19 protein-coding genes, 1 pseudogene and 1 riboswitch are annotated in these 24,863 nt (G+C 74.0%); of the genes and pseudogenes, 9 read left to right on the forward strand and 11 right to left on the reverse strand.

What is annotated here, in order from left to right:
• Positions 1–8: 8 nt before the first annotated feature.
• Genes NEH16_RS12135 through NEH16_RS12145 form a run of 3 tightly spaced genes read right to left on the reverse strand, consistent with a single transcriptional unit; the run spans position 9 to position 4,671 of the window.
• A complete protein-coding gene (locus tag NEH16_RS12135) occupies positions 9–1,214 on the reverse strand; it encodes a VWA domain-containing protein (RefSeq protein WP_265541975.1) in 1,206 nt (401 codons plus the stop codon).
• On the reverse strand, positions 1,211–3,562 hold the full coding sequence (locus NEH16_RS12140) for a DUF5682 family protein (RefSeq protein WP_265541977.1): 2,352 nt from the start codon (positions 3,560–3,562) through the stop codon (positions 1,211–1,213). The genes NEH16_RS12135 and NEH16_RS12140 overlap by 4 nt, the downstream gene beginning before the upstream one ends.
• Positions 3,559–4,671 (reverse strand): ATP-binding protein, encoded by a 1,113-nt coding sequence (locus NEH16_RS12145; RefSeq protein WP_073964359.1) that lies wholly within the window; start codon positions 4,669–4,671, stop codon positions 3,559–3,561. Before NEH16_RS12145 ends, NEH16_RS12140 begins: the two co-directional genes overlap by 4 nt.
• Before the next feature lie 128 nt (positions 4,672–4,799).
• Here NEH16_RS12145 and NEH16_RS12150 point away from each other — a divergent pair, with 128 nt between their 5' ends.
• A complete protein-coding gene (locus tag NEH16_RS12150; protein WP_265541981.1) occupies positions 4,800–6,326 on the forward strand; it encodes an SWIM zinc finger family protein in 1,527 nt (508 codons plus the stop codon).
• Between the two features lie 29 nt (positions 6,327–6,355).
• The gene (locus NEH16_RS12155) at positions 6,356–8,005 is read left to right on the forward strand and encodes a DUF5691 domain-containing protein (RefSeq protein ID WP_265541983.1); all 1,650 of its coding nucleotides are present in this window, start codon (positions 6,356–6,358) and stop codon (positions 8,003–8,005) included.
• A gap of 514 nt (positions 8,006–8,519) precedes the next feature.
• Here the strand turns inward: NEH16_RS12155 and NEH16_RS12160 are convergent.
• Entirely contained in the window at positions 8,520–8,933 is a 414-nt protein-coding gene (locus NEH16_RS12160) for a cobalamin B12-binding domain-containing protein (RefSeq protein WP_073964361.1), read from the reverse strand.
• Positions 8,934–9,248: 315 nt separating this feature from the next.
• Between NEH16_RS12160 and NEH16_RS12165 the strand changes: the two genes are divergently transcribed.
• On the forward strand, positions 9,249–10,121 hold the full coding sequence (locus NEH16_RS12165) for an esterase/lipase family protein (protein ID WP_265541986.1): 873 nt from the start codon (positions 9,249–9,251) through the stop codon (positions 10,119–10,121).
• Between the two features lie 199 nt (positions 10,122–10,320).
• Positions 10,321–11,703 (forward strand): M23 family metallopeptidase, encoded by a 1,383-nt coding sequence (locus tag NEH16_RS12170; RefSeq protein WP_265541988.1) that lies wholly within the window; start codon positions 10,321–10,323, stop codon positions 11,701–11,703.
• 58 nt (positions 11,704–11,761) lie between these two features.
• Here NEH16_RS12170 and pcrA read toward each other — a convergent pair.
• Positions 11,762–14,199: pseudogene (gene pcrA / locus NEH16_RS12175) on the reverse strand (DNA helicase PcrA).
• A gap of 161 nt (positions 14,200–14,360) precedes the next feature.
• Positions 14,361–14,511: riboswitch (cyclic di-AMP (ydaO/yuaA leader) on the forward strand.
• On the opposite strand from pcrA, the gene NEH16_RS12180 reads away from it, so the two are divergent.
• Positions 14,510–15,664, forward strand: coding sequence for a C40 family peptidase (locus tag NEH16_RS12180; protein WP_265541990.1), 1,155 nt, complete (start codon positions 14,510–14,512; stop codon positions 15,662–15,664). (Overlaps the previous riboswitch by 2 nt.)
• Positions 15,665–15,722: 58 nt before the next feature.
• Here the strand turns inward: NEH16_RS12180 and NEH16_RS12185 are convergent, their stop codons facing one another.
• Entirely contained in the window at positions 15,723–16,076 is a 354-nt protein-coding gene (locus NEH16_RS12185; protein ID WP_073964366.1) for a hypothetical protein, read from the reverse strand.
• A 309-nt stretch (positions 16,077–16,385) separates the two neighbouring features.
• Here NEH16_RS12185 and NEH16_RS12190 point away from each other — a divergent pair, with 309 nt between their 5' ends.
• Both NEH16_RS12190 and NEH16_RS12195 read left to right on the forward strand, forming a co-directional pair.
• Entirely contained in the window at positions 16,386–17,432 is a 1,047-nt protein-coding gene (locus tag NEH16_RS12190; protein ID WP_265541992.1) for a C40 family peptidase, read from the forward strand.
• A 42-nt stretch (positions 17,433–17,474) separates the two neighbouring features.
• Positions 17,475–18,236, forward strand: a complete 762-nt coding sequence (locus NEH16_RS12195) for a GNAT family N-acetyltransferase (protein WP_073964368.1) — start codon at positions 17,475–17,477, stop codon at positions 18,234–18,236.
• Between the two features lie 13 nt (positions 18,237–18,249).
• Here the strand turns inward: NEH16_RS12195 and NEH16_RS12200 are convergent, their stop codons facing one another.
• Both NEH16_RS12200 and NEH16_RS12205 read right to left on the reverse strand, forming a co-directional pair.
• Positions 18,250–18,954: a LuxR C-terminal-related transcriptional regulator gene (locus tag NEH16_RS12200; RefSeq protein ID WP_265541994.1), complete on the reverse strand. Its 705-nt coding sequence runs from the start codon at positions 18,952–18,954 to the stop codon at positions 18,250–18,252.
• Complete coding sequence (locus tag NEH16_RS12205; RefSeq protein WP_265541996.1) at positions 18,938–20,236, reverse strand: ATP-binding protein; 1,299 nt, start codon at positions 20,234–20,236, stop codon at positions 18,938–18,940. Before NEH16_RS12205 ends, NEH16_RS12200 begins: the two co-directional genes overlap by 17 nt.
• Positions 20,237–20,422: 186 nt before the next feature.
• Here NEH16_RS12205 and NEH16_RS12210 point away from each other — a divergent pair, with 186 nt between their 5' ends.
• Together NEH16_RS12210 and NEH16_RS12215 are read left to right on the forward strand one after the other, a co-directional pair.
• Positions 20,423–21,739 carry a PspC domain-containing protein gene (locus tag NEH16_RS12210; protein WP_265541998.1) on the forward strand — a complete coding sequence of 439 codons (1,317 nt, stop codon included), beginning with the start codon at positions 20,423–20,425 and terminating at the stop codon, positions 21,737–21,739.
• Positions 21,726–21,989 (forward strand): hypothetical protein, encoded by a 264-nt coding sequence (locus tag NEH16_RS12215; RefSeq protein ID WP_265542000.1) that lies wholly within the window; start codon positions 21,726–21,728, stop codon positions 21,987–21,989. Before NEH16_RS12210 ends, NEH16_RS12215 begins: the two co-directional genes overlap by 14 nt.
• On the opposite strand, the gene NEH16_RS12220 is transcribed toward NEH16_RS12215, so the two are convergent.
• The 3 genes from NEH16_RS12220 to NEH16_RS12230 all read right to left on the reverse strand — a co-directional run bounded on the left by NEH16_RS12220 (position 21,896) and on the right by NEH16_RS12230 (position 24,722).
• Positions 21,896–22,417 carry a DoxX family protein gene (locus NEH16_RS12220; RefSeq protein WP_265542002.1) on the reverse strand — a complete coding sequence of 174 codons (522 nt, stop codon included), beginning with the start codon at positions 22,415–22,417 and terminating at the stop codon, positions 21,896–21,898. The genes NEH16_RS12215 and NEH16_RS12220 overlap by 94 nt on opposite strands.
• A gap of 117 nt (positions 22,418–22,534) precedes the next feature.
• Positions 22,535–23,800, reverse strand: coding sequence for a hypothetical protein (locus NEH16_RS12225; protein ID WP_265542003.1), 1,266 nt, complete (start codon positions 23,798–23,800; stop codon positions 22,535–22,537).
• Positions 23,801–23,966: 166 nt separating this feature from the next.
• The gene (locus NEH16_RS12230; RefSeq protein WP_265542005.1) at positions 23,967–24,722 is read right to left on the reverse strand and encodes an SAM-dependent methyltransferase; all 756 of its coding nucleotides are present in this window, start codon (positions 24,720–24,722) and stop codon (positions 23,967–23,969) included.
• Between the last annotated feature and the right edge of the window lie 141 nt (positions 24,723–24,863).

Genomic DNA, 24,863 nt, shown 5'->3' on the forward strand with positions numbered 1-24,863 from the left:
GATTACGGTCACAGAATCCCACTGGTGGGGGCGTTCTCCGGGTCCGGTATCGGCAGGGGCCGCTTCTCGATCGCGGCGGCCATCACGTCGGGGAAGAGGTCCGGCGTACAGGCGAAGGCGGGAGCGCCGAGAGCGGACAGCGCCGCCGCGTGGTCGCGGTCGTAGGCCGGGGCGCCCTCGTCGGAGAGCGCGAGCAGGGTCACGAACTGCACGCCCGACGCCTTCATCGCGGCGACCCGCTTCAGCATCTCGTTGCGGATGCCGCCCTCGTACAGGTCGCTGATGAGCACGACGACGGTGTCGGCAGGCCGGGTGATCCGGGACTGGCAGTAGGCGAGGGCGCGGTTGATGTCGGTGCCGCCGCCGAGCTGGGTGCCGAACAGGACGTCCACGGGGTCGTCCAGCTGGTCGGTGAGGTCGACCACCGCCGTGTCGAAGACGACCAGCCGCGTCCGGAGCGAGCGCATCGAGGCGAGCACGGCGCCGAACACCGACGCGTAGACCACGGAGGCGGCCATCGAGCCCGACTGGTCGATGCAGAGGATGACGTCCTTCTTCACGGACTGGGCGGCGCGGCCGTAGCCGATGAGCCGTTCGGGGACGATCGTGCCGGCGCCGTCCCGGCCGGGCAGCTCCAGGTAGTTCTTGAGGTTGGCCCGGATGGTGCGGTCCCAGTCGATGTCGTGGTGGCGGGGGCGGGTGACCTTCGCCGACCGGTCGAGCGCGCCGGTGAGCGTGGCCCGGGTGCGGGTGGTGAGCCGCTTCTCCAACTGCTCGACCACCTTGCGGACCACGGCCCGGGCGGTTTCCTTCGTCGTCTCGGGCATGGCCTTGTTGAGCGAGAGCAGGGTGCCGACGAGATGCACGTCCGCCTCGACGGCCTCCAGCATCTCCGGTTCCAGCAGGAGCGCGGAGAGGCCGAGGCGGTCGATCGCGTCGCGCTGCATGACCTGGACGACGGAGCTGGGGAAGTACGTCCGGATGTCACCGAGCCAGCGGGCCACGGAGGGCGCGGAGGCGCCGAGCCCGGCGGAACGGCTCCCCCCGCCCCGGCCGCCGGGGCGCCCGCCGCTCTCGTAGAGCGCGGCGAGCGCCTGGTCCATCGCGGCGTCGCGGCCGGTGAGCTTCCGGCCGGTGCTCTCCTCGCTGTCGGCCCCCAGCACCAGGCGCCAGCGGCGCAGCCGCTCGTCGTGGGCGGTGTCCTTGGTCGTCATGCCGTTTCCCCCAGGGGTGGGTCGTCGTGGGCCGTCGCGGGGCGGTCGTCCAGGCCGAGGAGCAGGCGGAGGACCGGGACCACCGCGTCCGCGCGGGCGGTGTCCAGGACCGGACCGAAGCCCGGAGCCGTGGCACCGGCGCCCGCCGGGGAGCCGGCACCCGGTGCCCCGGCCGGGGCCGGGCCGCGCCGGACGAGGTCGCCCAGGGTGCGCCGGACGCCCGCCTCGTACGCGGAGAACGTGCGCCGCAGCAGGGGCAGCACATCGGTGAACGTGTCGGCGGGGACCGCGGTGAGCCAGGCGTCGACCAGGGCGAGCAGCCGTTCGTCGTGGACGAGGAGCATGCCGCCGCCCGCCGCCCCGCCGACGAAGCCCTCGATCCAGGCGGCGGCGTCGGCGGGCGGGGTGCCCGGGGAGAGGGCGAGGCCCATCAGCCGGGCGGCGGCGTCCTGGTCGAGGTGGCCGTCGTCCAGGAGCAGCCGGGCGGCCCGGCCCCGGATGACGCCCGCGACGGTGTCCCGGACGGTGAGCTTGTGCAGCACCGCGCGCCACCGCGTCCGCAGCCCGTCCGCGCTCGAAGGGACGGCACCGGCGAGCAGCCCGATGGCGGTGTGGACGCCGTCCACCTGGCGGCGCAGCGCCTCGGCCCCGTCCGCGTCCAGCCCGGTGCAGGCGGGGGGCAGCCCGACGCAGATCCGCTCCGCGAGGCCGGCCGCGACCTCCCCGAGCGCGGTGGTGTCCGTGGCGCGGACGTCTCCGTAGCGCAGGGTGCGGGCCAGGGCCGGGAGGGCGTCCGCGAGATGGCCGACGTCGGAGTCGAGCGCGGCGCGGTCGGCGAGGGCCCGCATCACGACCGGCAGGGCGTCCGGCAGATCGGCGAGCAGACAGCGCTCGGCCAGCGCGGTGACCTCCGCGAGCGCGGTGGCGGCCAGGGCGTCGGACTCGGCGCGGGCGGTGGCGGCGGAGAGCACGGTGGTGCCCCAGACGCCCGCCTCCGCGACGCGCACATACAGCTCCGGCTCCCAGCGCAGCCGCCAGCTCTCCCGGAAGGTGCCGGTGCTCCCCCGGCCGGTGGCCGGTTCACCCCAGGCGATGCCGAGGAGGCGGAGCCGGTGCAGCAGGCGGCTGCGGGAGGCGTCGGTCTCCTTGCGGAGGTCGAGGTCGATCTCCCGTTCATCGGCCTCCGGCTTGAGCCGCAGGGTGCGCTGCTGCCGGGTCAGGTCGCGCTGGAGCGGGACGGCGGGGGCGGTGTCGGGGACCTCGCCGAGCTTGGTGCCGACGACGAGGCGGTCGTGGACGAGCGCGAGGGGCACGTCGGAGCCCTCGCACATGACGGCCCGGATCGCGTCGGTCGTCTCGCTCAGCCCGGCGAGCGGGCGGCCGCGCATCGCGGCGAGCGTCTCGGCGAGCCGGACGGCCTCGATGGCGTGGGCGGACGAGACGAACCGGTCCTCGTCGCGCAGGAGTCCGGCGACCTTGGTCATCCACCGGGCGATGGGGCGGTCCGGGGCGGCGAAGAGGTGCTCGTACCAGCCGGGGGACTCGATGCCCGCGCCGTATCCGCTGTGCCGGGCGAGCCGGCGGTGGGTCCAGGGCACCCAGGTCAGTTCGGCCTTGGCCTTGGGCAGGCCCTTGAGCAGGGCCCGGTCGGCGGTGAGCGTCGTCCGGGTGAGGAGGGCGGGGACGTGCCAGGCACCGCAGACCACGGCGAAGTCGTCGCTGAACTCCTTCTTCGCCGTCCGGATCCGGATGCGCATGTACGCCTCGCGCACCGCGTCCCTGGGATGCCCGCCGTCCCCGTACGCCTCGCGGAGCGCGGTCATCGCCTCGCCGAGCGCGGCGAACGCGGCGAGCGGTCCGGCCGCCTCGCCGCTGCCGGGGACGCGGTGCTCGACCACGTCCTCCCACCAGCGCTCGGGGTCGTCGTACCCGGCGGTCTCGGCGAGCACGCGGATCGGGTCGACGGGGACGGGCCGTGCGTCGGGCTCCTCCTGGGAGGCGTCGTCGGCCTCCATCGCCAGCGAGTGCGCGGCGGGCAGGTCGATGAAGCGGACGGGCACGTCCCGGGCCAGGGCCCAGCGGATCGCGACCCACTCGGGGGAGAACTCGGCGAACGGCCAGAACGCGGCCCGGCCGGGGTCGTCCACCGCGTGGGCGAGCAGGGCGACCGGAGGCCGCATCTCCTCGTCGGCGGCGAGCGGCAGCAGCGCGTCGCCCTCGGGCGGGCCCTCGATGAGGACCGCGCGCGGGTTCGCCGTGTCGAGGGCGGCGCGGACGGCGCGGGCCGAGCCGGGGCCGTGGTGCCGCACCCCCAGCAGCAGCGGCCCCGCTCCACGGGTCTCGGTCATGCGGACGCCTCCCGGCAGGCGCGGTAGAAGTCCTTCCAGCCGTCCCGCTCGCGCACCACGGTCTCCAGGTACTCCTGCCAGATGACCCGGTCCGCCGCCGGGTCGCGGACGACGGCGCCGAGGATGCCGGCCGCGACGTCGCCGGGGCGGAGCACGCCGTCCCCGAAGTGGGCGGCGAGCGCGAGGCCGTTGGTGACGACGGAGATGGCCTCGGCCGTGGAGAGCGTCCCCGAGGGGGACTTGAGCTTGGTGCGGCCGTCGGTGGTGACGCCGTCGCGCAGTTCGCGGAAGACCGTGACGACGCGGCGGATCTCGGCGAGGCCGTCGGGCGCGGGCGGCAGGTCCAGCGAGCGGCCGACCTGGTCGACGCGGCGGGAGACGATCTCGACCTCCGCCTCCGGGGTCGCGGGCAGCGGCAGCACCACGGTGTTGAACCGGCGGCGCAGCGCGCTGGACAGCTCGTTGACGCCCCGGTCGCGGTCGTTGGCGGTCGCGATGACGTTGAACCCGCGCACCGCCTGGACCTCCTGGCCCAGCTCGGGCAGGGGCAGGGTCTTCTCGGAGAGGATCGTGATCAGCGAGTCCTGCACATCGGCGGGGATGCGGGTCAGTTCCTCGATGCGGGCGGTCATGCCCTGGGCCATGGCGCGCATCAGCGGGCTGGGCACGAGCGCGTCGCGGCTGGGGCCGTTGGCGAGCAGCTGCGCGTAGTTCCACCCGTAGCGGACGGCCTCCTCCGGGGTACCCGCGGTGCCCTGGACGAGCAGAGTCGAGTCCCCGCTGACGGCGGCGGCCAGATGCTCGGACACCCAGGTCTTCGCGGTGCCGGGGACGCCGAGGAGCAGCAGCGCGCGGTCGGTGGCGAGCGTGGTGACGGCGACCTCGACGAGGCGGCGCGGGCCCACGTACTTGGGTGTGATGACGGTGCCGTCGGGCAGGGTGCCGCCGAGCAGATACGTCGCGACGGCCCAGGGCGACAGGCGCCAACGCTCGGGCCTGGGGCGGTCGTCGGCCGCCGCGAGCGCCTTCAGCTCGTCGGCGAAGGCGTCCTCGGCATGCGGGCGCAGGGCCTCGGCTGAGCTCGTCTGGGTAGTTGCGGACACGGTCATGGATCCCCCTCCGGATCGGTCGCCAGGTCGGTCGGCCGGATGTGGTTCCCACCGTGCACCATGGCACTGACAATCGGCCTTTGCGCAGGTCAGGGCGATTGTCAGTGGGGCCGCCTAACGTCGTTGGCATGCTGCTGACTGACGGGGGAGAACCCTTGGCCGACGCTGCTTCGGCCGCGCGCTGGACGGTGGAGCAGGTGCTGGCACTGGCTCCTGACGACGCCTCACGCAAGGCGGGGAACAAGCTCGGTGCGGCCGGCTCCTGGTCGGAGACCGGGTGCGAGGCGACGGGTGCGGTGTGGGGGCTGTGCAAGGGCAGTGGGAGCAAGCCGTACCGGACGGTGGTCGACACCACCGGCCCCGCGTACAAGTGCAGTTGCCCCAGCCGGAAGTTCCCGTGCAAGCACGCGCTGGGGCTGCTGCTGCTCCGTGCCGCCGACGAAGCGGCGGTGCCCGCCGGGTCCCCGCCGGACTGGGCGCGGGAGTGGCTGACCGGCCGCCGCGCCCGCGCGGAGGCGAAGGCGCGGCCCGCCGGGGGTGACGGCACGTCGGGCCCCGCCGATCCGGAGGCCGCGCGGAAGCGGGCCGAGAAGCGCGCCGAGCGGATCGGCGGCGGAGCCCGGGAGTTGGAGCAGCGGCTCACGGATCTGCTGCGGGGCGGTCTCGCGGCGGCCGAGCAGGCGGGGTACGGGCTGTGGGAGGAGACGGCGGCCCGGATGGTCGACGCGCAGGCGCCGGGCCTCGCGGGCCGGGTGCGGGAGCTGGGTGCCGTCCCGGCGTCCGGTCCGGGCTGGCCGGTGCGGCTCCTGGAGGAGTGCGCGCTGCTCCATCTGCTGGACTCCGCCTGGCTGGGCCGCGACCGGCTGCCGCCCGCGCTGGCGGCCACGGTCCGTACGCGGGTGGGGCTGCCGGCCTCCCCGGAGGGTCCGCCGGTCCGCGACCGGTGGCTGGTCCTCGCCCAGTACGACACCCCCGAGGGCAAGATCGTCACCCGCCGCATCTGGCTGTACGGGGAGGAGTCGGGGCGCACCGCGCTGCTGCTGTCCTTCGGGGCGGCCGGCCGCTCCCCCGCCCAGGCCCTGCCCGTGGGCGTCACGATCGACGCCGGGCTGACGCCCCATCCGGGGTCGGGGCAGCTCAGGGCCGAGCTGGGCGAATGCTTCGGCGTGCCCGAGCCCGCCGTCGCGCCCCCGCCGGGTGTCACGGTCACCGAGGCGATCGCCGCGTACGGGCGGGCCCTGGGCGACGACCCGTGGGCGGAGTCCTGGCCGGTGGTCCTGCGCGACGTCATACCGGTGCCGTCCCCGGACGGCTGGCAACTGGTGGACGCGGAGGGCCGCGAGGCCCTGCCGGTGGCCCCCGCCGCGCTGAACCGCCCGTCGCTCTGGAAGCTCGTCGCGGTCTCGGGCGGCAACCCGCTCACGGTCTTCGGCGAGTGCGGCCACCGGGGCTTCGACCCGCTGGCGGCGTGGACCTCGGGGGCCGCGGCGGGCGGGGCGGTGGTGGCCGGGTCCGCGGGCCGGGGGGCCTCCGGCGCGTCCGCCGGAAGCGTGGCCGCTGCGCCCACGGCCGTCGACGCCTCGCTCTCGCGGGCCGGGACCGGCGTATCCGTGCCGATCCCGCCCGGCGGCATCGAGACCGTCACGCTCATCTGACCCCGTAGTCCGGCTCCGAAGGAGGGGCGATGTCCCGTACGACCACACCAGCCGCCACCCCGAAAGCCGCCGCGCCTGCGGCGTCCGTGCCGTGGGAGGAGCTGGTCACCTCGGCCCTGCTCGGCACGGACCGGCGGCCGCCCGAGGACCTGTCCGGCGCAGGCCCGGACGGCACCGCCGCCGCGCTGCTGGACGCCGCCGCGCTGCACACCGTGCGGCGGCGGGCGGGGCTGCTGCCCGCCGCCGCGTCCCCGCGCCCCGCCGTGGCGCCCGACGACCCCCGGCCGCCCCTGCCGGAAGCGGCCCGCGGCCGGCTGGCCCAGCTCCTGGCGGACCGGGCCGCCGGCTCCGGCGGCAGGCGGGGCACGGCCCCGGACCTGACGGAGCTGATCCCGCAGTGGCTGGCCGCGGCCAACCTGCACGGCTACCGGGCACCGGACTCCGCACTGCCCGCGCTGCTGGACGCGGCCCGGGCCCGCACCGATCTGCGCCCGCAGACCCTGGAGTTCGCCGGGCCGCGCGGCCTGTGGCTGGCCGGGCTGAATCCGGAGTGGAAGTTCGCGCTGCGCGGCGCGTCCGGCAGCGCACTGCTGCCCTCGCCGGACGACGCGGAGGCGGTGCGACGGCTCTGGGAGGAGGGCCTGTTCGCGGAGCGGATCGCGCTGCTCGGGACCGTACGGGCGCATGACGCGGAGGCGGCCCGCGCGCTGCTTGCCACCACATGGAAGACGGAACGGGCCGAGGACCGGCTGATGTTCGTGGACTCGCTGCGCACCGGGCTGTCCGCCGACGACGAGGAGTTCCTTGAGCAGGCGCTCGCGGACCGGAGCCGCAATGTCCGGGCGACGGCGGCCGAGTTGCTGTCCGCGCTGCCCGGCTCGGCGCTGGCCCGGCGGATGGCGGACCGGGCGCTGTCCTGCGTGAGCCCGGGGCTCACCGGCGACGAGCCGTTCGTCGCGGTGGAGGCGCCGCACGAGTGCGACGAGGCGATGCAGCGCGACGGGGTGGCGCCGCTCCCGCCGTCCGGCCGGGGCGAAAGGTCCTGGTGGCTCGGCCAGTTGGTGGAGGCGGCCCCGCTCTCCGTCTGGCCGGCGCGGTTCGGCGGGCGAGGCGCGGCGGAGATCGTGGGCCTGCCCGTGGCGGACGGCTGGGGCGAGGAGCTGCACGCGGCCTGGTGCCGGGCTGCCGTGCGGCAGCGCGATGCCGGGTGGGCGCGGGCGCTGCTGGGACCGCCGTCGACGCCCCCGTCGAACGCCCCCGGTACGGCGTCGCTCGCCGAGCGGGCGAAGCTCCTGGCGGTGCTGCCCCCGGCGGAACGGGCCGTCTGGGTGGCGGATTTCGTCGCCGCGCACGGTTTGTCGGAGGCGTTCCAGCTGCTGGGGGTCTGCCCGGTCCCGTGGGCGCCGCCGCTCGGCCGGGCCGTTGTCGACGCGCTCGACATCGCGCGGGACGCGGGCAGCTACCCGTGGAGCTTCAGCGGCGTCATGGGCCTGGCCGAACGCTGTCTCGACCCGGCCGAGGCGGCCCGCCTGGAGGTCCTGACCACCACCCCCGCCGAACCGGCGGACGCCTCCCCCGGCGCGAACGGCTACTGGACGGAGGCGTTCCAACGCCTGGTCTCGACGCTCCGCCTACGCGCGACGATGGACAGCGAGCTGTCCGGGTCCCCGATGGGGTGACCCCACTCCCGGGCGGCCCCCGTGCGCGGGGCGCCCGCGCGGAAGAGAGGCGGACACCCGGCCCACGTACATGCGGCTGCGTCCGGGGCCCCGGCCCGCCCCGGCGGCGGCGTGCACACGGGTCACGACCCGACACGGACCGCCGTTTCCCCGGGCGCCCCCGCCGGCTCCGCCCGGGCACGGAGCCGACACGGACCGCCCCGCGAGTGCGCGGGGCGCCAGAGGGGGGGCGGCAACGCAGAAGGGCCGCCCAACGGACCCGGTCGCGCGGGGCCGACACGGACCACCCGCCCGGCGCAACATGCGCGGAGGTCGCGGCCCGGGACGCTCACGCGGCCGGACCCGACCCGCGGCGCCCCTGTACGCCGGACCCGGGCACATTCACGCGCCCCGCGCCCGACGCGCGGCGCCCCTGTACGCCGGTCCCGGGCACATTCACGCGCCCCGGACCCGGCGCACCGCCTACCCGGTCGCCCCGGACCGCAGCGCCTCGGACCCCGGCGTCTCCGACGCCCTACGCCTCCGCCGCCTGGCGGACGTTCGCGTTGACCCAGTCGACGATCGCCGTCGTCGTCGCGCCCGGGGTGAAGATTTCCGCGACGCCCTGGTCCTTCAGGGGCGCGATGTCGGCCTCCGGGATGATGCCGCCGCCGAAGACCTTGATGTCCGCCGCGTCGCGGTCCTTCAGGAGTTCGATCACCTTGGCGAAGAGCGTGTTGTGTGCGCCGGAGAGGATCGAGAGGCCGATCGCGTCGGCGTCCTCCTGGATCGCCGTGTCCACGATCTGCTCGGGTGTCTGGTGCAGGCCGGTGTAGATGACCTCCATACCCGCGTCGCGCAGGGCCCGCGCGATCACCTTCGCCCCGCGGTCATGGCCGTCGAGGCCCGGCTTGGCCACCACCACACGGATCGGACCGGTCACACCCATCACTGCCTCCACATGCGTCTCCCGTGCCTGAAGGGCCGGGGATGTGAACGAACGTTATCCACAGCATCCCGCAAGCCGCCGTTTCGCGGTGAGCCGGGAGGGGGAAATCACACATGGGACATTGTTCACGGGCACCGGCCCCGGAGCCCACGGCGCTTTCGCCGTGCGGAGCCGACTGCCCGGGGAGCCGCATCGGGTCGCCGTATCACCGCGCCGTCAGCCGCACGGCACGGTGGTACGGGCCTCCGTCCGCACGGGCCGCGGCCCGCCCGGACCTCCGCCGGCGCGGCGCCCGTCCGGAGCAGGAGGCCGACCATGAAGACCCCCAGCCTGCCGTTCCCCGCCCCGCCGACCGCACTGCTCAGAGCGACCGCACTGGAGCTGTTCGTGCTCGCCGGGCACGCCCTGCTGTATCCGACCGGGATCGCCGGTGAGCGCCACCCGGACCGCCGCCCAAACCGCGACCAGGCCGCCGGTGAAGGGCCCGAGCCCGCCGACCGCCCGGACATCGCGCCCACCGACCGGCCACCCGTCGTATTTCTTCACGGTTTCATCGACAACCGCTCCGTCTTCGTCCTGCTGCGCCGCTCCCTGGCCCGGCACGGCTGGCCGCATCTGGAATCGCTCAACTACTCCCCGTTGACCAGCGACATCCGTACGGCCGCCGAGTTGCTGGACCGGCACATCGAGGAGATCTGCGCCCGCACCGGACACCACCGGGTGGACATCGTGGGCCACAGCCTCGGCGGCCTCATCGCCCGCTATTACGTACAGCGGCTGGCCGGTGACCGCCGGGTGCGCACCCTCGTCACGCTCGGCACCCCGCACTCCGGGACCGCCGTCGCCCCGCTGGCCGGGGCGCTGCCCATCGTGCGGCAGATGCGCCGGGGCTCGGCCCCCGTCGAGGAGTTGCGGCTGCCCGCGCCCGGCTGCCGGACCCGGTTCGTCAGCTTCTGGAGCGAACTCGACCGGGTGATCGTCCCCGCCGAGGCGGCCTGCGTCGACCACCCGGACCTGGACGCGGTCAACGTGCGCGTGACCGGCATCGGACACCTCGCGCTGCCGGTGCACCCGGCCGTGGCGGCGGCCGTGCGCCAGGCGCTGGAGGAGGCGGAGCCCGTACAGGAGGCGCCCGGCACCACGCCTCGCACCGCCCCCGGAACCACCCGCCCCACCCCCGCCGCCTAAACCGAACAAACTTCGAACATAGAGCCAAGGCTCTGTGCGGGCGCCGTCGAAAGACGGCCGATTGCCCGTTTTCCCGCGCGCCCCGGCGCCGTCGAAGATTGTCGATGGCGGATACCGCCGGGTACAGTCGCCGCCAGTTCTCCCGGGGTACCCCACGCCCCCGGAACCTGGTCCTGCTGCCGAGGCGAGAGAGAAGTTGGTGAACGACCAGCACCCCCACGCCGGGTATGCCGGATACGACGGCTACACCACGGGCAGCTTCGAGACGGACCCGCTCTTCGGCTCCCTCCCCGGCACCGGCGTCACCTACGACGGCGCCTACGACGCCTCGTACGACACCTCGCAGGGCTACGGCATCCCGTACACCGGCGGTGAGACCGGATACGGCGGCTCGTACGACACCACCCAGTGGGACACCGGCGCGCACCACGGCTATCAGGCCCAGCAGCAGCCGCAGTACGACACCGCCACGACCTGGCTGCCGGCGGAGGGCTACGACTCCGGCCAGTGGGACACCACCACCTGGACCGCCGCGGCGACCGCGTGGCCCTCGGACGACACGGGGACGTACGACACCGGCGTGTACGACGCCACCGCCTGGAACACCGGCGCCACGCCCGGGCACGAAGAGCAAAATGTGCAAAGCCCGGCCGCCTCGAACGAAGCCGAACAGGCCGCCCCCTCGGAGACGTACGAGACCTACGAGTCCTACGACGGGCACGACTCCTACGACTACGACCCCTACGAGGCCCACCGCCGGGCCGACGACGGCGGCGAGCCGGACGAGGCCGCCGAGCCGCACCCCGATCTCGCCCCCACGGAGCCCCGCCGCGGCGGCCGCAGCCGCAGGCGTTCCCCCGCGAAGCGCTCCGCACTCCTCACCGTCGCCGTTCCCTCCGCCTGCGTGATGAGCGTGGCCGGGATCGCCGCCGCCTCCGTGAGCGGCATGGGCGGGGACGAGACGAAGGCGGACGCGACCACCACCATGGCCGCCGCCGACCCCGGCACGGTCAAGCCGGTCGCGGCCAACAACGCGCTGGACACCCAGCTCGCCAACCTCAGCGCCGACGCCGAGAACTTCGCGGACCGCGCCAGCCGCACCCAGGAACGCATCGACCTGAAGCAGCGGCAGGATGCCGAGAAGAAGAAGCGCGCGGCCGAGGCCGCCCGCAAGGAGGCCCTGCGCCCCAAGTTCGTGATGCCGGTCAAGCAGCACGGGCTGAGCGCCTACTTCGGGCAGGCGGGCGTCAACTGGATGTCCGTGCACACGGGCATCGACTTCCCCGTCCAGTACGGCACCCCGGTGATGGCGGCGACCGACGGCACGGTCCGTACGCAGTACAACACCGCCTACGGCAACATGGCCATCGTGACCATGGCCGACGGCACGGAGACCTGGTACTGCCACCTCAGCAGCACCCGTATCCGCTCGGGCCCGGTCAAGGCCGGCGATGTCATCGCGTACTCCGGGAACTCCGGGAACTCGACCGGCCCGCACATGCACTTCGAGGTGCGGCCGGGCGGCGGCGCGGCGATCGACCCGCTGCCGTGGCTGCGCGGCCACGGGATCAACCCGACCTGAGGCAGCGGGAGACGTCGTCACGGCCGGGGCCTCGGGGGCTCCGGCCGTGACGCGTGTCTCAGAGCTTCTGCACCGGCGCGTACCGCAGGAGCAGCTTCTTGGGGCGGTCGTCGCCGAAGTCGACCGTGGCCTTCGCCTGGTCTCCGACGCCCTCGACCGCCGTCACCGTGCCCAGGCCGAACTGGTCGTGCGTGACCCGGTCGCCCGCGACCAGGGTGATCGTCGGCTTGTCCGAGGTCCGCCGGGTCGCGAAGCCGGAGGGGCCGGAGCGGGCCCGGGAGGCGGAGAGCGACGAGGTGATCCCCGAGGTGGGGCCCGCCGGGGCGGCCATCGGGCCCTTGCGCTTCCAGTCCAGGTGCTGGTCCGGGATCTCCTCCAGGAACCGCGACGGCGGGTTGTACGAGGGCTGGCCCCAGGCGCTGCGCATGGCGGCGCGGGTCAGATACAACCGCTCGCGGGCGCGGGTGATGCCGACGTAGGCGAGGCGGCGCTCCTCCTCCAGCTCCTTGACCTGGCCGAGCGCCCGCATGTGCGGGAAGACGCCGTCCTCCATGCCGGTCAGGAAGACGACCGGGAATTCGAGGCCCTTCGCGGTGTGCAGGGTCATCAGCGTGATGACGCCGGAGCCGTCGGTGTCCTCGTCCGGGATCTGGTCGGAGTCGGCGACGAGCGCGACCTGCTCCAGGAACTCCGCGAGCGTGCCCGACCCCTCCTCCTCGCCCCGGTCCTGCTCGAATTCGAGGGCGACGGCGGCGAGCTCCTGGAGGTTCTCGATGCGGGTCTCGTCCTGGGGGTCGGTGGACGCCTGGAGCTCGGCGAGATAGCCCGTACGCTCCAGGACCGCTTCCAGCACCACGGCGGGACCGGCGCCGGACTCCACGACCGTGCGCAGCTCCTCCATCAGCGTGTTGAACCGCTTCACGGCGTTGGCCGAGCGGGCGGCCATGCCGTACGCCTCGTCCACCCGGCGCAGCGCCTGCGGGAAGGTGATCTTCTCGCGCAGCGAGAGCGCGTCGATCATGGCCTCGGCGCGCTCTCCGATGCCGCGCTTGGGCACGTTGAGGATGCGGCGGAGCGGGACGTTGTCCTCGGGGTTGGCGAGGACCCGCAGGTAGGCCAGGACGTCCCGGACCTCCTTGCGCTCGTAGAAGCGGACGCCGCCGACGACCTTGTAGGGCAGGCCGACGCGGATGAAGATCTCCTCGAAGACACGGGACTGCGCGTTCGTCCGGTAGAAGACGGCGACGTCGCCGGCCTTCGCGTCGCCCGCGTCGGTGAGGCGGTCGATCTCCTCGGCGACGAACTGCGCCTCGTCGTGCTCGGTGTCCGCGACGTAGCCCGTGATGCGGGCGCCGGTACCGGCGTTGGTCCAGAGGTTCTTGGGGCGGCGGCTCTCGTTGCGCTCGATGACCGCGTTGGCGGCGGACAGGATCGTCTGCGTGGAGCGGTAGTTCTGCTCCAGGAGGATCGTCGTCGCGTCCGGGTAGTCCTCCTCGAACTGGAGGATGTTGCGGATGGTCGCGCCCCGGAAGGCGTAGATCGACTGGTCCGCGTCACCCACGACGCACAGCTCGGCGGGGGCGTTCTCCGGGCCGGCCGGGCCGACCAGCTCGCGTACCAGCGTGTACTGGGCGTGGTTGGTGTCCTGGTACTCGTCGACGAGGACGTGCCGGAAGCGGCGGCGGTAGTGCTCGGCGACGTCCGGGAACGCCTGGAGCAGGTGGACCGTCGTCATGATGATGTCGTCGAAGTCCAGCGCGTTGGCCTCGCGCAGCCGGGCCTGGTACATCGCGTACGCCTGGGCGAGCGTCTTCTCGAAGCCGTCGGCCGCCTGGCCCGCGAAGGTCTCCTCGTCGATCAGCTCGTTCTTGAGGTTGGAGACCTTGGCGGTGAAGGACTTCGGCGGGTACCGCTTCGGGTCCAGCTCCAGATCGCGGCAGACCAGGGCCATGAGCCGCTTGGAGTCGGCGGCGTCGTAGATCGAGAACGAGGACGTGAAGCCGAGCCGCTTGGACTCGCGGCGCAGGATGCGGACGCAGGCGCTGTGGAAGGTCATCACCCACATCGCGTTGGCCCGGGGCCCGACCAGCTGCTCGACGCGCTCCTTCATCTCGCCGGCGGCCTTGTTGGTGAAGGTGATCGCCAGGATCTGGCCGGGGTGGACGCCCCGCTCGGCCAGCAGGTGGGCGATGCGGTGGGTGAGCACCCTGGTCTTGCCGGAGCCCGCGCCGGCCACGATGAGCAGGGGCGACCCGGCGTGCACGACGGCGGCGCGCTGCTCGGTGTTCAGCCCGTCGAGCAGCGCCTCGGGGTCGATGACGGGGCGGTGCGCGCCGTCGCGGTAGTACGCGTCACGGGGCGGCGGGGGCCTTCGAACACGCCCGCGAACAGGTCCTCCGGCACCGCTTCGGGTGCGGGGTCCTCGGGGGGCGGCGGGGGCGCGTCCTCCTCCTGCTGGAGGCCGGCCAGGAAACTGTCGTCAAAGAGGCTGCTCATCGCTGTCCGAGTCTAAGGCGCCCGACTGACACCCGGCCCCGGTCCGAAAAGGTCACGGAAATGTATCGGGCATATCGCACACCAACCTTCACAGCGGCCCCATCAGTTGGCTAGCGTGCACGTTCGGACGGCCCGTACCCCCAGAGGCGACCTACGCCGAGCGTGCCGCCACGCCGAATCCGGGCCCGCCCGGAACCGGGGACCCACACGTAGTACCGGGGTGAATCGGTCCTTCCCCACCGGACCGTAGGGCAGCCTTCCGTTCCGCCCGAACCCGACAGCTAACCCGGTAGGCGGTCCACGGAAGGAGATGCCGGCCTTGGCGTCGCATCGCAAACCGCGCACCCGGATGCGCTCCACCGTCCCCGCCGTCGGGCTGACCTCGGCCGCGCTGGCCTCGGTGACGCTGCTGTCCTCCCAGAGCGCGATGGCCGCGCCCGCGCCGAAGCCGAGCATCGAGGAAGTCCAGAAGAGGGTCGACGACCTGTACCGGCAGGCCGGGACCGCCACCCAGAAGTACAACCAGGCCAAGGAGGCCACGGACCGGCAGAAGTCCAAGGTCGACACGCTCCTGGACAGCGTGGCCGAGCGCACCGAGAAGCTGAACGACGCCCGCAGGACGCTGGGCAACTACGCCGCCGCCCAGTACCGCAACGGCGGCCTCGCGCCGACCGCGACCTTCTTCCTGGCCGACGACCCGCAGTCGTTCTTCGACCAGACGCACCTCATGGACCGGATGGCCGAGCGCCAGCAGCAGGCGGTCACGGAGTTCCGTACGCAGCAGGCGAAGGTGTCCAAGCAGCGGGCCGAGGCCGTGGAGAGCCTGGAGACGCTGACCGAGTCGCAGGCCGATCTGCGCACCAGCAAGCAGAACGTCCAGACGAAGCTGACCGAGGCCCGGACACTGCTGTCGAAGCTGACCGCCGAGGAGAAGGCGCGCCTGGCGGAGCTGGAGCGCAAGAAGGAGGCGGAGGCGAAGCGGAAGGCGGCGGAGCTGGCGAAGAAGCAGGCCGCCGCCCGTAAGGAGGCCGAGCAGAAGGCCAAGGAGTCGGGGAGCGGCGGTACGGAGACGGGCTCGGGCTCCGGCTCGGACACCGGCTCCGGGAGCAGCGCCTCCACGAAGGCGGAGAAGGTCCTCGCGTTCGCCCGCGCCCAGATCGGCAAGCCGTACGTCTGGGGGGCGACCGGCCCCGCCTCGTACGACTGCTCGGGACTGACGCAGGCGGCCTGGAAGGCGGCGGGCGTCGACCTCCCGCGGACCACCTGGGACCAGGTGAACGTCGGGACCCGGGTCGCGACGGCCGATCTGCAACCCGGTGACCTGGTCTTCTTCTACGACGACATCAGCCACGTCGGGATCTACAAGGGCGACGGGATGATGATCCACGCGCCGAAGCCCGGGGCGAACGTGCGCGAGGAGTCGATCTACTACATGCCGATCTACGGGAGTGTGCGCCCGGCCTGACCGGGGAAGAGGGCCGGTCCGCGCGGACCGGCCCGCTCTTCCGGGGCGCGTCCGCCGCTCAGGTCCAGAGCGTGGCGATGAAGATGTTCGCCAGGGTCAGCGCGCCGACCGCCGCGAAGGCGCCCTTCTCCACCTTCTCCTCGTCCCGCTTGATGTAGACGAGCCCCAGGATCACGACCAGGAACAGCAGCTTGATGCCGATCTTGACGTTGTTCACGGGGTGGTCGTCGGCCTGGTCCAGGCCGACGAGGGCGACGCCGGTGACGAGCATGGTCAGCGCACCGTGCAGCATGCCGGGGACGAACCGGGCGGTGCCGGCCTTCATCGCCTTCATCTGGCCGAGGAAGCCGCCGAGCAGGGCGGCGATGCCGATGATGTGCAGGGCGACGACGAAATCGATGAGTACACGCATGGTTCCGCACCCTAGAACCCTCTTCCCGTACCGCTCCGGGCAGGGTGGGGCCTACGGGCCGCTTGAATGATGAATGCACTTTTTGCCTGATTCTGCGACCCTTTTCCCGGTCAGCAGGGCTGCAAGAGCGATCACGCAGTGACAATGCCACGCCAAGAGCGGGCAATAACCGTCATAACGACACCTTCCCGTGACCTGGGATTAGCGTCCCTTCCCGGTGGCCGTGGACCAGGAACCGTCCTCCCCGGCCACCGGAGAAGCCCGCCGGTATACCCCGCCGGGCCGTCGCACGGAAGGACGCCCGCCCCCGTGGCAGCGCATCGCAAACCCAGGCAGCGCCTCACCACCGCCTCCGCGGCCCGCGCCGCGGCGACCCTCGCCGTCGCCGGAGCCGCGACGGCCGCCGTGCTGCCGGGAGCCGCGCACGCGGACCCCGCGCCCACCGCGAAGCAGGTCAAGGCCCAGGTGGACCGGCTGTACCGGGAGGCGGAGGTCGCCACCGAGAAGTACAACGGCGCGAAGTCCGAGGCGACCGCCGCCGCCAAGTCGGTCGACGCCCTGCGCGACGAGGCCGCCCGCAGGACCGCCCGCCTCAACACCGCCCGCGACGTGCTCGGCGCGTACGCCGCCGCGCAGTACCGGTCCGGCGGCATCGACCCCTCCGTGCAGCTGGCGCTCTCCTCCGACCCCGACCAGTACCTGCGCCGCGCCACCTACGCGGAGCGGGCCGGAGAGCGCCGGGCCGCCGAGGTGCGCTCGGTGCGCCGCCAGGTCGCGGAGATCGCCCAGGTACGCGCCGAGGCGGCCGGGAAGCTCACCGAGCTGGCCTCCCGGCAGGCCGCCCTGAAGGAGCACCGGGCGACCGTCCGCGCCAAGCTGGCCGAGGCCCGCCGCCTGCTCGCCCGCCTCACCCCGGCCGAGCGCGCCTCCTACGACGCCTCCGAGGAGGGCCGCGGGGCCGGCCACGCCGACCGCAGCGCCCCGCGCTCCCCCGTCGCCGCGCCCAACTCCCGCGCCGCTCAGGCGGTCGCCTTCGCGTACAACGCCCTGGGCAAGCCGTACGTATGGGGCGCGACCGGGCCGAACTCCTTCGACTGCTCCGGGCTCACCCAGGCCGCCTGGCGCGCCGCCGGGGTGTCGCTGCCCCGGACCACGTACACCCAGATCAACGCCGGGCAGCGGGTGCCGCGCTCCCAGCTGGCCCCCGGGGACCTGGTCTTCTTCTACTCGGGCATCAGCCATGTCGGCCTGTACATCGGGAACGGCCGGATGATCCACGCGCCGCGTCCCGGGGCCCCGGTCCGGATCGCGCCCCTCGACGAAATGCCCTTCGCGGGGGCGACCCGGGTGGCATAGGCTCCGGCCCTCCGAAGCCAACGGCCCGAAGGACACCCGCACATGCCGATGGACGCCGACGTCCAGACCCATGCCCGTACGCTCACGCTGCGCTCCCCGGACCATGTCCGCGTCGGGCCGTTCGTGATCCGCTACAACCCGAACTGGTCGCTGAAGTACGCCAACTACGCGATCCCGGACCAGGACGCCGAGCCCACCCCCGGCGAACTCGACGCACTCATAGCGGCGTTCCGCGAGCGGGACCGGATGCCCCGCCTGGAGTTCCTGCCCGGCTGGGCGCCCGCCGTCGAACCGGCGCTGCTCGCCGCCGGGTTCACCGTCGAGAACCGCGCCCCGATCCTCGCCTGCGCCCCCGGCGGCCTCGTGGACCCGAAGCCGGTCGCGGGCCTGGTCATGGCCGAGCCCGCGTCCGACGCGGAGTTCGCCGCCGCCGCGCTCGTCCAGCACCTGGGCTACGGCGGGGAGGGCGAGCCCGAGGACGGCACGGTCGAGTGGCTGCGCGACGCGGTCGCCGGCGGCGGGGTCGCCGCGCTCGCGACGGTCGGCGGCGTACCGGCGGGCGCGGGCGGCTGCTCGGTCCCGGTGGACGGGCTGAGCGAGCTGGCGGGCCTGGCGGTCGGCGCGGACTTCCGCCGCCGGGGCATCGGCGCCGCGCTCTCCGCCCACCTGACGCGCACCGCGTTCGCGCGGGGCTGCCGGGTGGTGTGGCTGGAGCCGGGCGACGCCGACGTGGAGCGGATCTACGTCTCCATCGGCTACCGCAGGATCGGCGAGAAGTTGAACATCTCGCTGGACCCGGCCTGATCCGAAAAGGCCCCTAGACCAGCCGTCGCGCCGTCGCCCAGCGGGTGAGTTCGTGGCGGTTGGAGAGCTGGAGTTTGCGGAGCACCGCCGAGACGTGGGACTCGACCGTCTTCACCGAGATGAACAGCTGCTTGGCGATCTCCTTGTACGCGTAGCCCCGGGCGATCAGGCGCAGCACCTCGCGCTCGCGCTGGGTCAGCCGGTCCAGGTCCTCGTCGACCGGGGGCGCGTCCGTGGAGGCGAAGGCGTCGAGGACGAAGCCGGCCAGGCGGGGCGAGAAGACGGCGTCGCCGTCCTGGACCCGGAAGACCGAGTCGACCAGGTCGGTGCCGGTGATCGTCTTGGTGACGTACCCCCGGGCGCCGCCCCGGATGACGCCGATGACGTCCTCGGCGGCGTCGGACACGGAGAGCGCGAGGAAGCGCACCGGGTTCTCGGCGGCGCCCATCAGGGGCGCGCAGCGGCGCAGCACCTCGACGCCGCCGCCGCCGGGGAGGTGGACGTCGAGGAGGACGACCTCGGGGCGGGTCGCCGTGATGACGGTGACCGCCTGGTCGACGTCGGCCGCCTCGCCGACGACCTCGACGCCGGTCTCCTCGGTGCGGCCGATCTCGGCCTGGACGCCGGTGCGGAACATCCGGTGGTCGTCGACGAGCACGACTCGTACCCGGCGCTGCGGGTTCTCCTGGCCCCCGGCCGCCTCACTGGTCCCGTTCATCGCTCGTCCTCTCCATCTCAAGCTCGACCTCGGTGCCCCCGCCGGGCACCGAACGCAGCCGGGCCGTGCCGCCGTTGCGCTGCATCCGGCCGATGATCGATTCTCGTACGCCCATTCTGTCCCCCGGTACGGAGTCCAGGTCGAACCCCGGGCCCCGGTCCCGAACGGAGACGAAGACCGTGCGGCCCTCGACCTCCGCGTAGACCTGGACGGCGCCGCCCTCGCCACCGTACTTGGCGGCGTTGACCATCGCCTCGCGTGCGGCCTGCAGCTGCGCGGACAGCTTCTCGTCCAGCGGGCAGTCGCCGACCACGACGACCTCCAGCGGGACGCCGTGCTTGTCCTCGACCTCGGCGGCGGCCCGTTTGACGGCCTCGGCCAGGGTCTCCGGCTCGTCGTCCTCGTCCTTGCCGGTGCCCTCGGGGTTGTACAGCCAGTTGCGCAGCTCGCGCTCCTGGGCGCGGGCGAGCCGGCGGACCTCGCCGGCGTCGTCGGCGTTGCGCTGGATCAGGGTGAGGGTGTGCAGCACGGAGTCGTGGACGTGGGCGGCGACCTCGGCGCGCTCCTGGGCCCGGATGCGCATGAGGCGTTCCTCGGAGAGGTCCTGGGTCATGCGGACGAGGTAGGGGCCGGCGAGGAGGGCGATGCCGGTGAGCACGGCGATGGCGGCGGTGATGACGTTGCCGAGCTGGGCGGCGGAGCCGCGTACGACCATGAAGACGGCGAGCCCCAGGCCGACGAGGGCGACTCCGGCCAGGGCGCGGGCCAGTTGCAGGACGCGGCGGCGGCGGCCGACCTCCATCCAGCGGGCGCGGCGGGCGTTGTCGGCCTGGCGCCAGACCAGGACGGAGCCGGCGCCGATGAGGAGGCTGGGCCAGATGTAGCGGTCGGCCTTGCTGCCCATGTCGACGTTGCCGACGAAGACGAAGGCGCCGATGAGCAGCGCGATGAGGGCGAAGAGCTGGCCCTTGTCGGGTTTGCGGAGGCGCCGGGTGCCGTCGGGGGCGGTCTCGAAGACGGACCGGGGGCCGTCCACACCGCCGACGCCGAGCGGGACCACGATCCAGAACACCGCGTACAGCAGGGCGCCGAGGCCGTCCGCGAAGAACAGGCCGAGGAAGACGAAGCGGAGCCAGGCGACCGGGAGTCCGAGGTGTCCGGCGAGTCCGCGCGCCACTCCGCCGAGGAGCCGGCCGTCGGCGCTGCGGTACAGCTTGCGCAGCGGGGGCTCCTCCGGGTCGGGGGCGTGGGAGCTTGCGGCTCGGGCGGTGGCGGCGGGCATGGTCCGATCGTCACATGCGCGTACGGGTGAGGGCATCAGGGTCGGCCCCCGGTTCGACCCTGAGACGTCCGGGGCGCGAGGGCGGTGCGGGGCCCGGCGTCCCTGAGAGGCGGGCGGGCCAATATCAGGGACCGGCCAGGGTCGGGGCGGGTGCCGGTGGGGTGCGGGGCCCGTCACCATGGAGCCATGACCGTTCCCCAGGACGCGCCGCCCGGCGCCGCACCTCCCCCGGACCCCGCTCCGCGTCTGCACCGCAGTCCGCGGCACAAGGTGGTGGCCGGGGTGTGCGGCGGGATGGGCCGGTACTGCGACGTCGATCCGGTGATCTTCCGGATCGTGCTCGGGGTGCTCTCGGTGACCGGCGGCTTCGGGCTGATCTTCTACGGCTTCGCCTGGCTGCTGATCCCGGCGGAGGGCGAGGACGAGAACGAGGCGCGGCGGCTGCTCTCGGGACGGGTCGAGCTGGCGTCGCTGAGCGCGGTGCTGTGCGCGCTGATCGGCTGCGGTCTGTTCCTGTCGATGCTGGGGAACGGCGGCACGCTGGCGTTCTCCGCGATGCTGTCGGTCGCGGTCCTCGGCTTCTCCATGTGGACGCAGGCGCGCAAGAAGGCCGGTCCGGAGGACCCGCTGCACCAGGCGGCCGCGCAGGCGGCGTCGGAGGCACCGCCCGAGGTGAAGGCGCCGCCGACCCCGTCCGGCCCCTCCTGGTGGCGCGACCCGATCGTCAAGGACGGCACCACGGGGCCGGTGGCCCTGGGCTATCTGTGGGGGCCGCCGGACGTGGTGGTCGCCGGGGAGCGGGAGCCGCGCGGGGCGACGCCCGACGCGCCGTTCCGCCCGCCGCCGCCCCGGTCGCGGGAGGTGCGGGGGCCGCGGTCGATCGCCGGCCTCGCGTTCCTCGGCGCCCTGCTCGCGGGCGGTCTCGGTACGGGGCTGACCTGGGGGTCCCAGCCGCTGGGCACCAGCCTGGAGGTCGGGCTCGCCGCCGCGCTCGGGGTGTTCGGCCTGGCGATGCTGGTGAGCGCGTTCGTCGGGCGGACCGGGTTCGGCACGCTGCTGCTGGCGATGATCACGTCGGGGCTGCTGGTGGGCGCCGCCTCGCTGCCCAAGGACATCAGCACGCACTGGGTGCGCGAGGAGTGGCGCCCGGCGTCCGTCGCCGCGGTCCGGCCGGTGTACGCGATCGGCTCGGGCCAGGCCGAGCTGGACCTGACCCGGGTCACCGTGCCCAAGGGCGACACCGTGCGGACCCGGGTGGCGGCCCGGGCGGGCCGGGTCCTGGTGCACGTCCCGCCGGAGGTCACCGTCCGGGTGCACGCGCGGACCCGGTTCGGGGCGCTCGTGGTGGTGGACGGGCGGCACAAGGGCGATCTGGACATCCGCGCCACGCAGGACCAGCGCAAGACGCTGTCACCGGCCGAGGGCAGCACCCCGGGCGGCACGGTCGACCTGGATCTGGAAGTGGACTACGGACAGGTGGAGGTCAACCGTGCCGCGTCATGAGTTCCGGCCGGGGCGCGCCGTCACCGGCCTGGCGATGCTGGCCCTGGCCGCCGGATACGCGGCGGACGCGGCGGGCGCCTGGGACGCCCCGCCGCAGTTCTTCGTCGTGCTGTTCTGCGGCGGGCTGTTCACGGCCGCGTGGGCGACGTGGATCGGCTACCGGATCCGGCGGCGGCGCGCGGCGAGGAGCGCGTCGAGCGAGAGCGACGGGGCCCCGCCCAGCAGCAGCGGCAGCCACGCCATGAGGTAGATCAGGTCGTTGCCGAGGTAGTACGGGGAGACCTGCCAGCTGACGGTGAGCCACAGGCTCAGCGAGATGAGGGCGCCGCCGAGCGCGGCGATCCTCGTCCACAGGCCGAGGAGGGTGCCGATGCCGACGGCCAGCTCGCCGATCGCGATCGCGTAGCCGAAGCCGGACGGGCCGTTCAGCGCCAGGTCGACCAGGCCGGGGATGGCGGCGGAGTCGCGGACGGCGTGCATCTGCTCGCCGATCGACCCCGGGCCGGAGGCGTGGAAGAACGCGCTGTCGGTGAGCTTGTCGAGCCCCGCGTACACGAAGGTGATGCCGAGGAAGATCCGCAGCGGCAGCAGGGCGTGCTCCCGCGCCAGGTCCCGCAGGCTGCTGCCCTCGCCCTGGACCCGTCCCAGGCCCCGCCCGTTACCGCCGTACCCGTACATGCTGCTCCCGCCTTCCGCGGCCGTGCCGTGCGCCTCCGGACCGTACGGCCCGTCACCCGACCTTACGTACGAACGCGGCGAAGGCGTTCAGCGCGGTGCGGGTTCGCGGGGAGCGGGTCAGTCCGTGACGTCGATGGCCACCGGGGCGGTCTCCGTCCCGGCGGCGGTCACCACCTGCACCTCGACCACGCCCGGCTCCACCTCCACCGGCACCGGCACGGTCAGCAGCGTGTCGGAGGGGTTCGCGAAGCCCCCGGGGACCGGCACCAGCGGGACATGGACGTGCACGGTCCCGATCCGCACCACGACCCGGGCCAGCCGGTCCGGGGCCCCCGCGCCGGGCGGCACGAATCCCGCGCCCCGGATCTCGATGTCGTCGCCGGTCCGGATCGGCGCGTCCAGGTCGCCCGCCTCGCGGGCCCGGACGACCGAGAGCACGACGGGCCGGCCGCCCTCGCCGAACTTGCCGGTGAAGTAGACGGCCGCCGAGACGGCCACCAGGAGGGCGAGGCCCCACGGCAGGTCGGGCAGCTGCTCGGGCCTGCGGGCGAGGCGGACGGCGGCGAACACCACGGCGACCGTGGACACCAGCACGTACTGCACGTCCGTGAAGCCGCCGCGCCCCGAGTCGTCGGTGAGCAGGTCCGCCGCGCGCGGCCGGTCGGCGCGCAGCTTCTGGAGCCGCCCGGACAGCACCCGTACGCTCACCACCCGGCGCACGGCCACCGCCACGGCGCACACCAGCGCGAGCACCGCCACGATGCCCGCGCCGCGCGCCAGGTCCAGGCCCTCGATCAGCTCGTCGCGCCGGGCGTGCCCGGAGGCCGCGGCCAGTTCGAGGGCGAGGACGAGCACGGAGAACACGGCGAGCAGCACCCAGGAGGCGGCGACCGCGCGTGAGGTGGAGAGCCGGTTGTCCTCGCCGATCAGCGGGGCGAGGAGGCCGCCGCGGGCCCGGTGGACATGGGCGGCGGCGGTCAGCAGCACGGCGGTGACCAGTCCGGCGACGAGTCCGGCGGTACGGGCATGGGTCCACCCGGCCCCGATCGCGGTGGCGGCCTCGGCGAGGGCGAGGACGGCGAGGCCGCCCCAGACGACGACCAGGGTGCGCTGCCACACCCGGTACAGCCAGGCGTCCCCGGCCTCGCGGCCCCGGTCGGCCACCTCGCGGGCGGACTCGGTCAGCTCGTCGGAGACCCACTGCCGGGTCGCGGACGCCGACTGGGCGACCCCGGCGGGCAGCCCCTGTCCGGCGGCGAACCCGTCGCGCTTGGCCAGGAAGGCGGCCACCGCGCGCCGGTGTCCCTGGCGCGCCCCGTGCGGGCAGTCCCCGCAGGTGCAGCCGCCGCCGTGCGCGCCCTGTCGTGCCTCGTCCAACGCCACGGAGAACGCCGCCCTTTCCCACCCCTGTTACCGCCGTCGGCGGTCCAACTCGTCTGCGAACGCTGCGAATTGTGCCGTACGGGGCGGAGGGCTGCCGCATCGGGGCGCACCGGAGGGGCGCCTTCGCCAGCGCGTTCGAAATTCGCTCGGGCCCCGAGGGCTTCGCTCAGGTCCCGAGGACGAGGTAGGCGAGCCCGAACGTGCCCCGGTAGCCGCCGTAGTAGCCGGTGCGCCGCTCATCGACGGCGGCGACGACACCGTCGTGCAGGGGGTGGTCCGGGTGCGCCAGTGCCCAGCGCTCGCCCCGGCCGATGTTGGCGTGCGACTCGAAGAGGTCCCATTCCCGCTGGTCGGCGACGGTTACCTGGAGCGCCCGCAGCCCCGCCGTCTCGGCCTGCCGGATCAGGTCGAGCAGTGAGCCGAAGTCGCCGGGTTCGGCGCCGAGCCCGACCAGCGCTGCCGTGTCCGGCTCCCGCTCCCAGAAGCCCTCGCCGAACAGCACCCGGCCCCCGGGCCGTACGGACGCCCGCAGCGCGGCCAGCGCCTCGGCGGTCCCGCCGGGCCAGGCGTGCGAGGCGCCGATGGACACGGCCAGGTCGTAGTCCTTCTTCGGCCACTCGGCGGCCGGCACCTCGTGGAACCGTACGCGCTCCGCGAGCCCCCGCTCCCCCGCGAGCGCCCGGCCGCGCGCGACGGCCTCCGGATCGGTCTCGACGCCGTCGCCCGTGCTGCCGGGCGCCGACTCCACGAGGCGCGTCAGCAGCTCGCCCCAGCCGCTGCCGAGGTCCACGATCCGCGCGCCGGGCGCGGGTGCGCAGGCGGCGACGAGCCGGGCGGCGTGCTCGTCGGAGAGCGGGGTGTTCCAGGTCAGGCGGTCGTTGTGGGCGGCGGACATCAGGGCGCGGATCTCTTCGGACGGCATGGGGGCGGAGCCTGCCACGGGCGCCTCGGCGCGCGCCACGCGTTTTCGGGGGCGCGGCTGCGGGGGTGATGCGCCTGCGGCGGAGCTCCGGTACGGCGATGCCGCCGCCCGGTTCGTCGGGCGGCGGCATCGTCAGGGGTT

Source organism: Streptomyces drozdowiczii (assembly GCF_026167665.1).
Taxonomy (GTDB): domain Bacteria; phylum Actinomycetota; class Actinomycetes; order Streptomycetales; family Streptomycetaceae; genus Streptomyces; species Streptomyces drozdowiczii_A.

Excerpts from the sequence above, each read along its gene's own strand:
- NEH16_RS12140 (WP_265541977.1), bottom strand. The coding sequence starts at position 3,562 with ATGACCGAGACCCGTGGAGCGGGGCCGCTGCTGCTGGGGGTGCGGCAC.
- NEH16_RS12210 (WP_265541998.1), top strand. The coding sequence starts at position 20,423 with ATGACCGTTCCCCAGGACGCGCCGCCCGGCGCCGCACCTCCCCCGGAC.
- NEH16_RS12165 (WP_265541986.1), top strand. The coding sequence starts at position 9,249 with ATGAAGACCCCCAGCCTGCCGTTCCCCGCCCCGCCGACCGCACTGCTC.
- NEH16_RS12230 (WP_265542005.1), bottom strand. The coding sequence starts at position 24,722 with ATGCCGTCCGAAGAGATCCGCGCCCTGATGTCCGCCGCCCACAACGAC.
- NEH16_RS12160 (WP_073964361.1), bottom strand. The coding sequence starts at position 8,933 with ATGGGTGTGACCGGTCCGATCCGTGTGGTGGTGGCCAAGCCGGGCCTC.
- NEH16_RS12205 (WP_265541996.1), bottom strand. The coding sequence starts at position 20,236 with ATGCCCGCCGCCACCGCCCGAGCCGCAAGCTCCCACGCCCCCGACCCG.
- NEH16_RS12220 (WP_265542002.1), bottom strand. The coding sequence starts at position 22,417 with ATGTACGGGTACGGCGGTAACGGGCGGGGCCTGGGACGGGTCCAGGGC.
- NEH16_RS12145 (WP_073964359.1), bottom strand. The coding sequence starts at position 4,671 with ATGACCGTGTCCGCAACTACCCAGACGAGCTCAGCCGAGGCCCTGCGC.
- NEH16_RS12180 (WP_265541990.1), top strand. The coding sequence starts at position 14,510 with ATGCCGGCCTTGGCGTCGCATCGCAAACCGCGCACCCGGATGCGCTCC.
- NEH16_RS12200 (WP_265541994.1), bottom strand. The coding sequence starts at position 18,954 with ATGAACGGGACCAGTGAGGCGGCCGGGGGCCAGGAGAACCCGCAGCGC.
- NEH16_RS12150 (WP_265541981.1), top strand. The coding sequence starts at position 4,800 with ATGCTGCTGACTGACGGGGGAGAACCCTTGGCCGACGCTGCTTCGGCC.
- NEH16_RS12185 (WP_073964366.1), bottom strand. The coding sequence starts at position 16,076 with ATGCGTGTACTCATCGATTTCGTCGTCGCCCTGCACATCATCGGCATC.
- NEH16_RS12195 (WP_073964368.1), top strand. The coding sequence starts at position 17,475 with ATGCCGATGGACGCCGACGTCCAGACCCATGCCCGTACGCTCACGCTG.
- NEH16_RS12135 (WP_265541975.1), bottom strand. The coding sequence starts at position 1,214 with ATGACGACCAAGGACACCGCCCACGACGAGCGGCTGCGCCGCTGGCGC.
- NEH16_RS12155 (WP_265541983.1), top strand. The coding sequence starts at position 6,356 with ATGTCCCGTACGACCACACCAGCCGCCACCCCGAAAGCCGCCGCGCCT.